The following is a 13,325-nucleotide window of genomic DNA, read 5'->3' as shown; positions in this document are numbered from 1 at the left end:
GCCGATCCACACAGGATCGGCCCGCCCCTCGCGCCGTGCTCAGCGGGTGTTCAGGGCGCCGCACATGCGGGTGTAGTCGCAGAACGCGTCCTCCACGCCCTGGATCGACAGGCCGTACCGCGACAGCGAGTACTCGTGCCGCCGGTCGCTCTGCGGACGGGCCAGCACGTGCTCCAGGTTGCCCGCGTCCTTCTCCGTCCACTCGGCGTCGATCGCCTTGTACAGCTTCGGCACCTCGTTCACCGGGTCCGAGCTCAACCGGTGGTAGGGCACGTCGATGATGGACTCCGCCGGGAGCTTCAGGCGCGCCGCCCGGCCCTGCTCGATCGACTCGACCAGCAGACTCAGCGCCACCCGCCCGATCGCCTCGAAGTCGATGCGGCGCTGGTACAGCGACCACGACGTCTCCATCAGCGAGCACACCGAGCCCATCACCGTGGTCGGGTCCCGGTGCGTCCACACGAACGTCGCATCCGGGAACACCTTCCGGATCACCTCGAGCTCGTTCAAGTGCGCCGGGTACTTCAGCATCCACCGCTTCGGCTCCCGCTGGTACTGCAGCACCTGCAGCGCCCGCTTCAGATACCGGTAGTCGCCCGTGCAGTCCCGCCCGTCCAGCCACTGCCGGTACTCCGGCAGCGCCCCGCGCAGGAACAGGTGGTACCTGCCGTGCGGCAGGACCAGCAGCGACTCCTCGGGCGAGTGCACCCGAATCGGGTGGATGACCTCCCACGAGGGCGCGAACTTCACCATCATCCGCGTCCCGGACTCCAGGCTCCGGATGGTCTTCTCCGCCTCGGCCCGGTACTGCGGGATGTCGGTGTGCATCATCTCCCACATCAGCGGCCCGCGATGCGCATCCGAAGCGGCGAGGATCTTGTGCGCCAACGTGGTCGCCGTGCGCGGCAGGCCCACCACGAACACCGGGTCCACGATCCGCTCGTCCGCGATCTCGGGGTGCTCGATGATCCGCTGGCGAATCCGCAGGCGGTTCTGCAAGCGCGCCTTGGCGTCCTCGAGGCCCGACTGCCAGCCGAGCGGCGTCAGCATCGGCTCATCGGCAAGGCATTGCAGGTGGAAGCCCATCTCGGCGACGAACTCCTCGTCACCTGCGGTCGACCATCCGGTCGACTTCTCGACGGCGGCGACGATGCGCTGCCAGGTCTCGGCGGGCCGCTTCCGGCCCTTGAACGAAGGCCGCAGCATCGCGTTCACGACAGCGGCGGTGACGGTGGTCCGGCTCATTGGGGGGTTCCTCTCGAAGCACAAGGCTCGCAAGGTGACAGCTGGTCCGCACAGACTACTCCCAGTAGCACGGAGTGCACGCGGACGCTCGTCCCGTCGACCGGAGCTAGTGGACGGACAGGCCGCCGTCCACGAAGACCGCCTGACCGGTCACGTACCCCGACGCACCACTCGCCAAGAACACGGCCGCCCCCGCGAAATCCTCAGCGAACCCGTTGCGCCCGACCATTGTGCGGGCCGCCAGCGCCGCCACCTGCTCCGGATCGGAGGCCAACCGCTCATTGAGCGGCGTCAGCACGAAACCCGGCACCAGCGTGTTCGCAGTGACCCCGTGCGGCGACCACGCCTCCGCCTGTGACCGGGCCAGCGACTCCAAGGCGCCCTTGGACACCCCGTAGACGCCGCTCTGCACGAACGCGCGGTGCGCCTGCTGCGAGGTGACGTGGATGATCCGCCCGAACCCGCGCTCGGCCATGCCCGGCCCGAAGCGCCGGCCGAGCAGGAACGGCGCTTCGAGGTTCACGGCCATCGTCGCGTCCCACACCGCTTCGTCGATGTCGCCCATCGGCGGGCGGAGGTTGATCCCGGCGGAGTTGACGAGGATGTCGGGCTCGCCGAAGACCGCCGCCGCCGCTTCGCCGGCGGCGCGGATGCCTTCGCGGCTGCCCAGGTCGGCACTCACCGAGGCCGCTTCGCAGCCGAAGCCGGTCAACTCGGTGACGGTGGCGTCCAACGCCTCCCGGCCCCGCGCCACGACCACGACCCGCGCGCCCGCACGGGCCAGCGCGGTCGCGATGGCCCTGCCGATGCCCGAGCTGCCGCCGGTCACGACGGCGACGCGGCCTTCCAACGAGAACATTGCGGTGAGGTATTCCTGTGCGCTCATGCCCGAACCTTAGGGTGTGCCGGAGCCCGTTCAGCGCAGGAGGTGCAGGGCTTCTCCTGTACCCCGGGAGGTGCAACTGCCCAGTGAGCTCGCTTCGACTTGATCGGTGTTCGGAGTCGTTGAGGACTTGAAGGGCCTTGGCGGTCTGGGGAACTGTCAGGGTCGCCTGGGCTGGACGCCAGGAATCGATGTGAGCAAAGCCTTGCTCATCCGAAGCTTGCGACTAGGGGCGGCTTGGCCGGTCAGAAGGGCACGCCGGTGGGCGGCCGCCTCGGGCGGCGCGGGAGGCGGACGGTGGCGAGCGCGATCAGGAGGTTGCCGCCGATGAAGACCGGGAGGACCGGGAGATCCAGACTGTGGAGATCGGTGATGAACGGCGCGATGTACCCCGCCGCGGCGAGCAGTGCCGGCAAGGCGTAGAGGCCGTACAGCGGCATGCGCATGCGGGACGCGACGATCAGGCCGAGGATCACCGCGGCCGCAGGCGCCGCGAACACACCCATGACGATGTACTCGAACCCGGCCCAGTCGTCGGGGCCCTCCGAAGGGGCGTTCGACGCCGGGATCAGGAAGAGCGCGAACACGACGGCTGCGGCGATGACTTGCAGCGCCGTGATCCCCAGGGCCCGCCCGAGCCGCGAGGGCCAACGGGGACCGGAGCCACCGTCGAGGTCGAGGGGCGCTCGGTTCGATCTCATGTGCGCAAGATTAGCGACGTTGCGCCACGAGAACGGTCACGCGCCTCGCTCGCGGAGGCGCGCGAGCGCTTCTCCTGGGGCGTCCCGGCGAACGCTCACTGAGCTTGCATCTTGGCCGTAATCGGTTGGAGCGCTCCGGGTTCAGCGTGCGGTCGAGCTATTGCTATTCGGCACGTGCCCGTACCCTCCGGGCGCGGTCACTGCGGTCACCATGCCCCGGGCAGAGGTGAGGCCGGTCGGACTCCACCTTGCCCGACCGGCCTCGGAGACAAGTCTAGAAGTCGAAACGGCTCGGATCGGCGACCAACGCGCGGGCGCGCCCGAGAATCCACGAGCACCACTCGTCCCCCTGCCATGAGCCCCGCCAGATCACGGGTTCCTCGGTGGCGTCGCTGAACCTGCAGACCTCGTGCGGGCCAACGCCATCGTCGCACTCGACGCGGTAGGTGACGGGCGTTCCCGGCGGCATCGGGATGACGATGACGAAGAACTCGACCGGGTGCCGCCGGAACTTGCCGAGACAGTGTTCGCCTTCGAGTTCGGGCGGGGCGTCGAACGTCGTGTCAGCCACGGCAGAACCGGATCTGGGCGGTCTTGACGGTGTGGAAGGCCTTGAACGCGTTGTTCCTCGCCCACTCGCGCCACTCGGGGGTGGCGGAACGCCACTCCTCGCTCCAGGTGGCGTGGAGGTTCCCGGTGTTCAGGCCTGAGACGACCAGGCAGATCTCGGACTGGTTTCCCTTGGTGTGCACCTGGAACGAGTCGGGTGCGTCGGTACTGGAGGCGCGGACGACGAAGACGCGGCGGCCGTCGCTGAACTGGCCCCGCTCCAGCGGGTCCGAGGCGGATTGGTCGTTGTCGGGCTTCGGCTTCGCCGTTCGGTTGTACATCGCGACCTCCAATGGAGAGAGTGTCAGATAGCCGACAGTGGTAGTGCCGAGGAGCCCACGAAGAGCCAAGCATTGCTGCTGCGTGGCAGCGACTCCCCGGCATTCCCACCGCACGCGAGCCGGGAGGCAACTCGCGATGACTCCAACATAGGCGATGTTTTGCCTGGTCAATAGCTATGTCTCCCATGGTGTTCCGGCGCACTGAAACGGAGTTCCATGATGGGTACACCGTTTCGGTGCACTGCAGTGAAGCCTCCATTACGGTGTACCGATTTTGGGCCGAGTCGTGATGAATTCAATCTGGGCGGTTCGTGCGATCATCGCTACAAACCGTTATTCGCGCAGCGCAGGGAGCACTGGATGGCAGGCACGGTCTTGTACCAGAAGTTCGCTCGGGCCTACTTGACCGCCGAGGTCAACACCATTTCGCAGGATGCGGGGTGGTCACCAAACCAGTTCGCAAGGGTGATGAGCAAGAGCTCCACCACGATCCGAGCCTGGCTCGACGGGAGTCGCATCCCCGACAAGGGGAATCTGTCTCTCCTGTGCGACCAGGCCGAGGTTGAAATGGCTCGCAAGAGGTTCATCCTGCATGTCAGCGATCAGCTCCTCAAGAACTCAGAGCTGGTCTCTGACCTCGACAAGCGCAACCTCTATATCGTGGAGAGCGGTGAGCGAACCTACCCGATCCATGTCAAGTGGGACCCGCTGCTGCTGTCAGCGCTCTTGCAAGACGAGGCGTACCACATGAAGGTGCTGGCCGGGCCTGTAGAAGATCCCGCGAACAAGGTAAAGAACTGGAAGCGAAAGGAACGTCGAGCGAAGAGATTCTTCGGGCGGTTCAAGGCTCAGAGCCAACTGCAAGCGGAGTTTTATGTCCCAGCGAGCGCGTTCGCGGATCTGACCCTGCTCACTCCAGACGAGAAAACCGCGCAGATCGAGCGGCTTCGCTGGGTCGACTCGCTGTCCGGCTGCGAGGTTCGGGTGGTCCAGCCGCCGCATTTCGCGACCTACGCGTTCGACATGTTCGAGTCTGATGCGGCAACCTACGCGGGGCCCAACTATGTGTACGTGGAACAGCTCGACCAGAGCCGCCACGTGGTCGATGAGACGAAAATCGGCTTGTATGATCAAGCCCGCAGGTTCCTGCGATCGAACTCGCAAGGTATTGGAAGGTTCCTCGATGGTGGAGTACACCAGCTGGCGGAAGAGCACCCGCAGCAACAACTCCGGGCAGACCGACTGCGTTGAGGCTCGGAACACGGACGCCGGCTTCCAGGTTCGGGACTCCAAGCTCGGCCACGACTCCCCGGTCTTCAATCTGACCTCCTCTGACTTCACAGGCCTTCTGCGCGTCGCCGACCGCGACTGACCGACATCCGATGAGCCTTCGCTCTCGCGGGGCGTGCGGGCGGATGCCCGCACGCCCTTTTCTGTCGCTACCGGAGGGAATCGCCGTACGTCGGCCCAGATGAAAGCCGCATCCGCGCTAGTTGAAAAAGGTGTCGACGCCGTAGAAGTGCCCGATCGCGATGTCCTGCCTGAAGTTCGGCGACCTCAGGAGGTTGGCGTTGGCTTCGTTGTCGATGAAGAGATTCTCGGTGAGCACCGCGGACATGTTCGCGTGGGTGAGCACGACGTAGTTCGTTTCCTTCGTCCCCCGATCGGTGATCGAGGCGGTTTGGCGCATCCATGCGATGGTCCGGCGGTGCACAGTGGAATTGAACCTCCGGGTGTGATCGGTCGCGTTCACTTCGCGGTGGCTCTCGAAACCGGTCCCGCCGCCGGCGTTGATGTGGATGCTCAGGAATACGTGCGCCCCCCACGCGTTCGCGGCGGCCGCCCGGTCCGGGAGGTCCACGTGGACATCCGAGGTGCGCGACATCCGCGTCTGGTACCCGTGGTCGTCCAGAATGGCCCTGGTGCGCTTGGCGATGTCGAGCGTCAGGTCCTTCTCCCGGAGGCCGTTCCCAACTGCGCCGGGGTCGTGGCCTCCGTGGCCGGGGTCGAGGAAGATCTTGCGGTTCGCGTTGAGGCTGAGGTCTTGGGCTTGCGCAGCGCTGCCCGCGAAGGGCAGCGACGCGAGTCCCATGGTCCCCGCGATCAGGGCGGACCGCCGCGAAACATTCCGTTGTGCCACTTCTTCTGGCTCCGTTCGGGAGGGGACTGGAGCTCCGGGGGTGGAGACCTCGTCGGCGGGTCCCGCACGAGTCGCGCTCGACTCGTACGGAACCGCCGAATGTCCATCTAGAAGTCAGTAAAGCGGCACAGAGCTGCATGATCCAGGCGGAGGACCGGCGGGACACCGGCGGGCTTCGTTGGCGACGACAGGTTCATCACGCGAAGCGGACCGACTTGGGTGGCGCGAGGGTCACGCAGCGGGGCGTGAAATCGACGAAGGTTTTCGCTTTCCATACCGCCCGCCGACGCCTACCGTGTCAGCATGACCGCAGCAACGGAAGTCGTGCAGGGGCCAGGTGGGAAGGCGCGGCGCGCGAAGCCGTCGGGGCCGGTCCTCGTAGGGTTCGCGCTCGCCATCGTCTACGTCGTGTGGGGGTCGACCTACCTCGGCATCCGGATCATGGTCGAGGACATACCGCCCATGATCGCGGCCGGTGGCCGATTCTTCTGCGCCGCCGTCGTTCTCGGCGTCATCCTGGCGGCCCGAGGCGGCTTGGCGCGGCTCCGACTGAGCCGCGCGGAGGTGCTGTCGTGCGCGCTGATAGGCCTGCTCCTGCCCGTCCTCGGCCAAGGCTCGGTGACGATCGCCGAGAGCGGTGGGGCCCCCTCGGGTCTGGTCGCGCTGCTCATCGCGGCGGTGCCGCTGTGGGTCCTCTTGTACCGCGTGCTCGCGGGCGAGCGCCCGAAGCGGACTACAGCTCTGGGCGTGCTGATCGGGTTTGCCGGGCTCGCCGTGCTGCTCGTCGGCAACGGGGTGGGCGGCGAATTCCCGTTCTGGACCGTGGCGCTGGTGGTGTTCTCGGCCGCGTCGTGGGCGTTCGGTTCGTGGCTGCAGCCGCGGTTGCGGATGCCGCGGGACGCGTTCGTCGCGGCCGTGTACGAGATGGCGATCGGCGGGGTCCTGCTGCTGGTCGTGGGTTTCGCGTGGGGCGAGCGTTTCGAACCGGCCGAGTATTCGGCGAGGTCATGGGCTGCGTGGGGCTACCTTGTAGTGTTCGGTTCGGTGGTCGCGTTCTCGGCGTACGTGTGGCTGCTGCAGGCCGCGAACATCTCGCTCGTCGCGACCTACGCGTACGTGAACCCCCTGGTGGCGGTCGTCCTCGGCTGGCTGGTCCTGTCAGAAGCGGTGACGGGGCCGATCATCGCGGGCGGCGCGATCGTCATCGCCGCAGTGGTGCTCGTGGTGAGTACCGAACGGCCCCAACGAAAGCAATCGATCGCGAAGGAGTCCGAAGATGGCTGACAACGAGACTGCGACGTTCGTACTGATCCACGGCGGCGGCAGCACGAGCTGGGACTGGCACCTGGTCGCGCCGGTACTGCGCGACCTCGGGCATGAGGTGGTCGCGGTCGACCTGCCGCTGGAGGAATCCGCGAACGGCGTCGGCGAGTATGCCGACGCGGTGGTCGAGGCCTGCGGCGACCGCCCGAACCTCGTGGTGGTGGCGCATTCATGGGGCGGCTTGGTCGCCCCGATCGTGTGCTCCCGCATCGGCACCGAGCTGCTGGTCTTCGTGACCGCCATGGTGCCCGCGCCGGGCGAGGCCCCGAACGACTGGTGGAGCGCGAGCGGGTTCACCGACCTGGAGGCGGCCGACCCCGAGGCCGACGTGTTCTACAACGGCGTGCCCGCCGAGCTGGTCGAGGAGTGCAATGCGCGCGCCCGCGAGCAGGCGGGGACGCGCGACGGTGAGCCGTCGCCGCTGAAGGCGTGGCCGGACGTGCCGACGCGGTTCCTGCTCTGCCGCGACGACCGGTTCTTCCCGCCCGCGTTCGTGCGCGGCATGGTGCGCGACCGCCTCGGCATCGAGCCGGACGAGATCGACGGCGGCCACATGATCGCCCTCGCCAACCCGCGCGAACTGGCCGAGCGGCTGCACGCGTACTGGACTGCACTGGATCGCTGAAGCGCGCGGGTCGGCGCGCGGGGCCGGTGGTCGAGTGGGTCGGTATCGCGCCGCCGTGGCCGCGGCGGTCGCCGTCCACGCTGGGGCATCCGCTGCCGCACGAGTCTTCGACTCGTTGTCGCCGTTGTCAGAGGACCGCGCCGATGGACTCCGTGAGCGTCCCGTACTCGGGGATGGTCTCCTCCCTGAGCCCGCGCACTGCCGTCGCCCACACTTCGCCGTCGCCGCCGTCGACCACGGACTGGAACTCGTCGGCGCAGGTGACGGCCCGGTCCCACGTGTGGTCGAGGAAGTCGCTCCATATCTGTTGGAGTGCGGTGTCGGGGATCTCGAAGTAGTCGTCGGCGTCGAGGACCGTCGCGGTCATGCGGTCGCATGCTTCGGGGACGGCATTGAGCTGGTCGAGGGTGCGTTCGCCCTCCGGAGTGGACACGTACGCGGCGGTGGCCTCGTCCATGGTGGTGAGGTCGTCGGCGAACCGCTCGAGCAGGTCGTAGCCGCCGCCGTCGAGCCAGGCGCGGACCTGTTCGGCCACGAGTTCGGGCGGGCGCTCGCCTTCGCGTTCGATCCAGCCTTCGAGGACCCCCGGATCGGCGGTGGACGTGAGCAGCATGTCCAGGTAGTGCCGGTCGCGCCAGCCGGTGAAGAACAGCGCCAGGGCCAGGACCAGGGCAATCGCGACCGGGGCGGCGGCGCGATCGAACCGCCTGCCTTCGGGGGCCGGCCGTTCGGGCCGCTCGGGCCGCCGTGCGAGGCGCTGGACCGCTGAGCCGAGCGCGGCGGCCACCGCTGCGACGACGAGCGAGCCGACCACGAGGAGGTTGAGCGGCATGGAGATCTCGGGCCAGGCGAGGTCGGGGCGCCAGGCGCATTCGCTCTGGTAGACGTTCAGCGGGCCGAGGCAGCCGTCCGCCGCCGTCACGACGATGAATCCGGCGACGCCGGCCCAGATCCCCAAGTACACCGAGACGAGCGTGTGGAGCAGGCGTAGGCGCGGGCGGCCCGTATTCGCTGCGACCGCGGCCGCGATCGCAGCGGCGAACAGCACTGCCGCACTGGACCAGTAGTAGAGCGACCACTGGATCGAGTAGGGGCCGGTGGCGTCCGTGAAGTCGAAGCGGCCCAGCACGAGTCGGATCGCGGCGATCCCGGCGAGCCCTGCGGCGGCGCCTGCGATGGCGGGCTTGAGACCGGACGGCAGCGGCTCGAACCGGCGCCGCAGCGGGGGGACGATCCGCGGCACGACCGCAGCCGCCCACATCAAGGCGATCATCGCGAACAGCAGTGGCCCTGCGGTCGCCAGCAGCGCCGGACTGAGCAGGTAGAAGGCCCTGGCCGCGAAGCCGTCGGCCTCGCCGCCCTTGGACTCGACGGTGTCGCCCCACTGCGAGGAGACGGTGTCGGTGTCGAAGAACGGGTACAGGCCTTCGAAGAAGGCGGACCAGTACCGCCAGACGACCAGCAGGATGGTCAGGACCGGCAGCGACAGGGCGACGACGACCGCCAGTCGCGGGGCGGAGACGCCCGTTCCCGTCCACTGCCGCGCGGTCTCGGAGAGCCACCATCCGAAGAGGACGGCCATGGCCACGAGCGCGAGCGAGAACTCCGGGTGGGACGGCAGGCGGGTGAAGGAGAACACCGCGTCCACGAACGGCAGGCCCAGCATCATGCCGAGCCCGAACCAGAAGCCCGCGGCGGCACCGGTTCCCGGGCCCGCGTCGCGCAGTGCGACCGCCTGGGTGATGTAGACGCCGAGGATCGCGGACGCCGCGACGGCGGCGATGAGCGCGGCGGCCAGCAGCGACGGGACTAGGGGCCACGGGACCTCCGTGAACGCGAACTGAATCCGGTAGAGCATGATCACGGTCGCGAGTCCGGTGAGCGCCAGCGCGAACGGCCTGATCCGCTGGAGCGACTCGGGCCGTTCCATTGTGGCCCGGCGGGTGTCCCAGTCGGGGTGCACGCGCCAGATCCGCAGGAACCGCTTCCAGCGGCCCTGGTCCTCCCGCACCGCCGCCGCGGGCCAGACATCGGGGCGGGACCTGGCGGTCTGGTCGGCCCGCATCTCCCTGACGCGCAGGACCTCCGTGCGCGAGAGGTACACGAGCACGGCGAGGAGGCCGGTGGCGGCGATGTTCTTGAGGTTGATCCCGATCAGGTTCGTCGCCCACGAGTAGAACCGCACCGAGTCGAAGAACAGGTCGATGCGGACGATCAGGTACGGGACGAGCACGAGCCACACGAACACGCGCCACATCGCGATCACGAGGTAGGTGATGGTGAGGTCGCGGTTCTTCAGGTGCGCCAGTTCGTGCAGCACCACGGCGTCGAACGTCTCCGGCTCGGTCTCCCTGGCGTCGAGGAGCCCCCGGTGCATGCGCATGCGCGGTCTTCGGTTGCTGCCGAACATGACCGCGCTCTCGGTGGCCGCGACGGGGTCGACGACGACCACCACTTTGGACCCGGCGAGTCCGAGGGCGTCCGCGAGCTCGTCGATCCGCGTCCGGGCGGCCGCGCCGCCGGGCAGGAGTTCGAGGGGCACGTACCGGCCTCGCCGCGCCTTCCACTTCGGCATGGCGTTGAACAGGAGGAGGGTCGCGGCGAGCAGCAGGCCGATCCATATGGCCGCCAGCCACATCGACGGCGCAGGGTACTGCTCGAGGCAGGCGGCGACGGCGTCCGCGTTGCGGGAGAGGCTGTCCGCCGCGTTCGCGTAGGTGTCGATCTCGGCGTTGACCCCGGCGGCCCGGTAGCATTCCGCCCTGTCGAGGTTCCCGCCGAGCAGGTTGCGCGCCTCGAGGATCGTGGCGCCGGTGCTGACGACCATGAGCGCCACGAGCTGGGCGAACCGGAGCGTCGTGGCGGCGTCGACGGCCAGACGCGGCCCGCTCATCGCTCCGGTGGCCCGGTCCGCTCGTCGTCGAGCTCGAAGCGGCGGAAGAGCGCGTCGACGATGGCGTCGGCCTCTTCGGCCGACAGTCCGCGGCGGCGCGCCTCGGCTTCGACCTTGCGCCGCAGGCGGGCGGCCCGCCGGTCGTGCTGCAGCGGTACGCGGCGGTCGGCCTGCCGCTTCCCGAACCGCGACCGCAGGCCCTTCGCGGCCCGGTCGATCAAGGTGTCGGTGCCGCGGGTGACCAAGTGCTCCACGACGATCCACACGATCGGCGTCGCGAGCAGCACCAGGTCGGTCGAGCCGAAGCCGAGCGGCTCGTTGCGGCCCCGGCGGCGGCGCATCGCACGCGTCACGGTCCGGTCGTCGAGGTGCCGCAGCCCTTCGACGTAGTCCAGCTCGCCGGGGGCGACGTCGGCGACGACGTCGCGCACGACCTCCCAGAGCGTGCCGTGGTCTTCAGCCATGCGGGGTTCCCGTCCACTCGAGGGCATCGGCCGGTCGGCGCCGGGGGCACCGGAACGCTCCATCGTATGAGACCGGGGCCCGTTCGCCAGGTTCGTGTCGGATAGCCGACTGAAGGGCCCCTCGCGGTGCGAGGGGCCCTTTCGGGTGGTGCGGGTCTTACATGAGGCCGAGGACGTAGGCGGTGGTGCCGAGGACGGTCATCGCGAGCGCCGAGCCGGGGTGCATCCAGATGGAGGCGCGGATGTCGTGCTTGCCCCAGACGAACCAGACGCCGGGGAGGAGGAACAGGATCTTCGAGGGGACCGTCCAGATCGCCCAGAAGTGGTAGATCGCGAACAGGGTCGTGTTGAACAGCGGCGCCCAGCGGCCGAGCTGCGGGAGGCGGGGCAGGAGGAAGCCGCGGAAGTAGTACTCCTCGATCAGGGGCAGGAGGAAGCCGGTGAAGGGCCCGCAGATGAGGAGGGTGGTGATGACGACGTCCAGGTCGTACGCGTCGAGGTAGGTCGTGCCGGAGCCGCCGGAGCCCTCGAAGGTGACCCAGGTGAAGAAGTGGTCGTACATGAACGCGTCGAGCGGTGCGAGCGAGAGCGACACGACGGCCATGTACAGCAGGAAGGCGATGCCGATCAGGGTGATCTTGCCGCGGGAGAACGGCTTGTCGCGGTAGCGGACCACGCCGCCGCGCATCGTGTAGCGGCCGGTCTGCTTCTTGCCCAGCCAGAACAGGCCGAACCAGAGCGGGAAGAGGACGATCGCGAGCCCGATGGCCCAGGCCGCGAAGATCGGGGCGCCGATGGCGCGGCTGACGGGAGCGCCGATGAAGGCGTAGGCGGCGACGATGAGGCCGCCGGGGACGAGGTGGAGGGCGATGGACAGCGGGATCGAGTGGCGGTCGGCGAGGAGTTTCGCGACGAGGCCCTTGGATTCGGCGGCGGTCTCGGTGACGGTGTCGGTGGCTTCCGCGGGGGCGGTGGGCGTGTGCTTGTTGCTCATGTCGTAGAGCTTCGCGGCCCGCGCTGTCGCCGCCCTGTCATGCGGCTGTCTTCCCGCGGTGTCCGGTGACAGGCGCGAAATCGGGGGTGCCGCAGCGGCCGTCCACCAACCCCCACCCTCCCGAGAGGGGAAGGAAGTCTCGGGGCGAGATTCGCAGGCGGGTCCGACAGGAACCGGGGCCGAAAGGGCTTGCCCGCCCGGAGTTCACCCGATCGGGTCGGGCCGGGTCACCAGCTCTCGATGAACGGCGCCCCGTGCCCGGTCCGGCGCCACTGCCGCGTGGCGCGGGCGAGGCTGTCCCGGTGCGCGATCCCGTGCAGGGCGGCGATCTTGTCCCCGCGCGGGTCGAGGACCACGACGCCGGCCACGCGGTCGCCGATCACGGCGATCATGGCGGGTGCCCCGTTCACGATGCCGGCGTGGATCGCAGGCGAGCCGCCCGCGAGCCGCCGCTTCGCCTCGGTCGGCTTGAACGCCGCCCGGAACGTGGCGGCGATGCGCGCCGGGGCCGTCTCGGACCAGAACCGGCCCATGACCCCGCCGCCGTCGGAGACGGCCGTGGCGTCCTCGGTCAGCATGGCCACCAGGCGTTCGGTCTCACCGGAGGCCGCCGCGGCGATGAACTCCTCGACGATCCGCCGGGCGGCCTCGCGGTCGACCGCTCCCGCGCGGCGTTCGGCGGCTACGTGCCGCCGGGCGCGCAGGGCGTGCTGCTGGCTCGCCGACACGGAGACGTCGAGGATCTCCGCGATCTCGTTGTGGCTGTACGCGAATGCCTCACGCAGCACGTAGACGGCGCGTTCGACCGGCGGCAGGCGCTCCAAGAGCATGAGGACCGCCACGGACACCGATTCGCGCTGCTCGACGGTCTCGGCGGGGCCCAGCATCGGGTCGCCCTCGAGCAGCGGTTCGGGCAGCCACGCGCCGACCGCCCGCTCGCGCCTCGCCTGCGCCGACCGGAGCCGGTCGAGCGCGAGGTTGGTGACCACTTTGGTCAGCCACGCCTCGGGCACTCGGATGCGGTCGCGGTCGGCGGCCTGCCAGCGCAGGAACGCGTCCTGCACGACGTCCTCGGCGTCGGCGGCCGAACCGAGCAGGCGGTACGCCAGCGAGGCCAGCCGCGGCCGGCCGGCCTCGAAGCGTTCCACGGTGGCGGTGTCCATGGGC

Annotated in this window: 14 protein-coding genes; 4 read left to right on the top strand and 10 right to left on the bottom strand. The window is 68.9% G+C overall.

Going from position 1 to position 13,325, the window contains the following annotated elements; genetic code table 11:
* Positions 1-39: 39 nt before the first annotated feature.
* From QWI33_RS07635 to QWI33_RS07615, 5 genes are all read right to left on the bottom strand, one after another.
* Positions 40-1,245 carry a sulfotransferase family protein gene (locus QWI33_RS07635; protein ID WP_289956478.1) on the bottom strand — a complete coding sequence of 402 codons (1,206 nt, stop codon included), beginning with the start codon at positions 1,243-1,245 and terminating at the stop codon, positions 40-42.
* 106 nt (positions 1,246-1,351) lie between these two features.
* Positions 1,352-2,131, bottom strand: a complete 780-nt coding sequence (locus QWI33_RS07630) for an SDR family NAD(P)-dependent oxidoreductase (protein ID WP_289956477.1) — start codon at positions 2,129-2,131, stop codon at positions 1,352-1,354.
* A 242-nt stretch (positions 2,132-2,373) separates the two neighbouring features.
* Positions 2,374-2,829, bottom strand: coding sequence for a hypothetical protein (locus QWI33_RS07625; protein WP_289956476.1), 456 nt, complete (start codon positions 2,827-2,829; stop codon positions 2,374-2,376).
* A gap of 274 nt (positions 2,830-3,103) precedes the next feature.
* Positions 3,104-3,400 (bottom strand): hypothetical protein, encoded by a 297-nt coding sequence (locus QWI33_RS07620; RefSeq protein WP_289956475.1) that lies wholly within the window; start codon positions 3,398-3,400, stop codon positions 3,104-3,106.
* Positions 3,393-3,719: a hypothetical protein gene (locus QWI33_RS07615; RefSeq protein ID WP_289956474.1), complete on the bottom strand. Its 327-nt coding sequence runs from the start codon at positions 3,717-3,719 to the stop codon at positions 3,393-3,395. The genes QWI33_RS07620 and QWI33_RS07615 overlap by 8 nt, the downstream gene beginning before the upstream one ends.
* A 360-nt stretch (positions 3,720-4,079) precedes the next feature.
* Here QWI33_RS07615 and QWI33_RS07610 point away from each other — a divergent pair, with 360 nt between their 5' ends.
* Both QWI33_RS07610 and QWI33_RS07605 read left to right on the top strand, forming a co-directional pair.
* Positions 4,080-4,970, top strand: coding sequence for a Scr1 family TA system antitoxin-like transcriptional regulator (locus QWI33_RS07610; protein ID WP_289956473.1), 891 nt, complete (start codon positions 4,080-4,082; stop codon positions 4,968-4,970).
* Complete coding sequence (locus QWI33_RS07605; RefSeq protein ID WP_289956472.1) at positions 4,903-5,091, top strand: DUF397 domain-containing protein; 189 nt, start codon at positions 4,903-4,905, stop codon at positions 5,089-5,091. The genes QWI33_RS07610 and QWI33_RS07605 overlap by 68 nt, the downstream gene beginning before the upstream one ends.
* A 117-nt stretch (positions 5,092-5,208) precedes the next feature.
* Here the strand turns inward: QWI33_RS07605 and QWI33_RS07600 are convergent, their stop codons facing one another.
* Positions 5,209-5,811 carry an N-acetylmuramoyl-L-alanine amidase family protein gene (locus QWI33_RS07600; protein ID WP_289956471.1) on the bottom strand — a complete coding sequence of 201 codons (603 nt, stop codon included), beginning with the start codon at positions 5,809-5,811 and terminating at the stop codon, positions 5,209-5,211.
* Positions 5,812-6,162: 351 nt separating this feature from the next.
* Here QWI33_RS07600 and QWI33_RS07595 point away from each other — a divergent pair, with 351 nt between their 5' ends.
* Positions 6,163-7,143, top strand: coding sequence for an EamA family transporter (locus tag QWI33_RS07595; RefSeq protein WP_289956470.1), 981 nt, complete (start codon positions 6,163-6,165; stop codon positions 7,141-7,143).
* Positions 7,136-7,807, top strand: coding sequence for an alpha/beta fold hydrolase (locus QWI33_RS07590; RefSeq protein WP_289956469.1), 672 nt, complete (start codon positions 7,136-7,138; stop codon positions 7,805-7,807). Before QWI33_RS07595 ends, QWI33_RS07590 begins: the two co-directional genes overlap by 8 nt.
* A gap of 127 nt (positions 7,808-7,934) precedes the next feature.
* On the opposite strand, the gene QWI33_RS07585 is transcribed toward QWI33_RS07590, so the two are convergent.
* The 4 genes from QWI33_RS07585 to sigJ form a co-directional block, all read right to left on the bottom strand.
* Positions 7,935-10,700, bottom strand: a complete 2,766-nt coding sequence (locus tag QWI33_RS07585) for a M48 family metalloprotease (RefSeq protein ID WP_289956468.1) — start codon at positions 10,698-10,700, stop codon at positions 7,935-7,937.
* Positions 10,697-11,164 (bottom strand): hypothetical protein, encoded by a 468-nt coding sequence (locus QWI33_RS07580; protein ID WP_289956467.1) that lies wholly within the window; start codon positions 11,162-11,164, stop codon positions 10,697-10,699. The genes QWI33_RS07585 and QWI33_RS07580 overlap by 4 nt, the downstream gene beginning before the upstream one ends.
* Positions 11,165-11,321: 157 nt before the next feature.
* Complete coding sequence (locus QWI33_RS07575; protein ID WP_289956466.1) at positions 11,322-12,158, bottom strand: CPBP family intramembrane glutamic endopeptidase; 837 nt, start codon at positions 12,156-12,158, stop codon at positions 11,322-11,324.
* A 227-nt stretch (positions 12,159-12,385) separates the two neighbouring features.
* Positions 12,386-13,321, bottom strand: coding sequence for an RNA polymerase sigma factor SigJ (gene sigJ, locus QWI33_RS07570; protein ID WP_289956465.1), 936 nt, complete (start codon positions 13,319-13,321; stop codon positions 12,386-12,388).
* Between the last annotated feature and the right edge of the window lie 4 nt (positions 13,322-13,325).

The organism is Glycomyces tritici, from assembly GCF_030403505.1.
The sequence above is the reverse complement of the archived record's forward strand: the minus strand, read 5'-3'. Positions and strand labels throughout refer to the sequence as shown.

What these genes read in the sequence shown, in the direction of transcription:
- QWI33_RS07635 (WP_289956478.1), bottom strand. Translation starts at nt 1,245, where the DNA reads ATGAGCCGGACCACCGTCACCGCCGCTGTCGTGAACGCGATGCTGCGG.
- QWI33_RS07630 (WP_289956477.1), bottom strand. Translation starts at nt 2,131, where the DNA reads ATGAGCGCACAGGAATACCTCACCGCAATGTTCTCGTTGGAAGGCCGC.
- QWI33_RS07625 (WP_289956476.1), bottom strand. Translation starts at nt 2,829, where the DNA reads ATGAGATCGAACCGAGCGCCCCTCGACCTCGACGGTGGCTCCGGTCCC.
- QWI33_RS07615 (WP_289956474.1), bottom strand. Translation starts at nt 3,719, where the DNA reads ATGTACAACCGAACGGCGAAGCCGAAGCCCGACAACGACCAATCCGCC.
- QWI33_RS07610 (WP_289956473.1), top strand. Translation starts at nt 4,080, where the DNA reads ATGGCAGGCACGGTCTTGTACCAGAAGTTCGCTCGGGCCTACTTGACC.
- QWI33_RS07605 (WP_289956472.1), top strand. Translation starts at nt 4,903, where the DNA reads ATGGTGGAGTACACCAGCTGGCGGAAGAGCACCCGCAGCAACAACTCC.
- QWI33_RS07600 (WP_289956471.1), bottom strand. Translation starts at nt 5,811, where the DNA reads ATGGGACTCGCGTCGCTGCCCTTCGCGGGCAGCGCTGCGCAAGCCCAA.
- QWI33_RS07595 (WP_289956470.1), top strand. Translation starts at nt 6,163, where the DNA reads ATGACCGCAGCAACGGAAGTCGTGCAGGGGCCAGGTGGGAAGGCGCGG.
- QWI33_RS07590 (WP_289956469.1), top strand. Translation starts at nt 7,136, where the DNA reads ATGGCTGACAACGAGACTGCGACGTTCGTACTGATCCACGGCGGCGGC.
- QWI33_RS07585 (WP_289956468.1), bottom strand. Translation starts at nt 10,700, where the DNA reads ATGAGCGGGCCGCGTCTGGCCGTCGACGCCGCCACGACGCTCCGGTTC.
- QWI33_RS07580 (WP_289956467.1), bottom strand. Translation starts at nt 11,164, where the DNA reads ATGGCTGAAGACCACGGCACGCTCTGGGAGGTCGTGCGCGACGTCGTC.
- QWI33_RS07575 (WP_289956466.1), bottom strand. Translation starts at nt 12,158, where the DNA reads ATGAGCAACAAGCACACGCCCACCGCCCCCGCGGAAGCCACCGACACC.
- sigJ (WP_289956465.1), bottom strand. Translation starts at nt 13,321, where the DNA reads ATGGACACCGCCACCGTGGAACGCTTCGAGGCCGGCCGGCCGCGGCTG.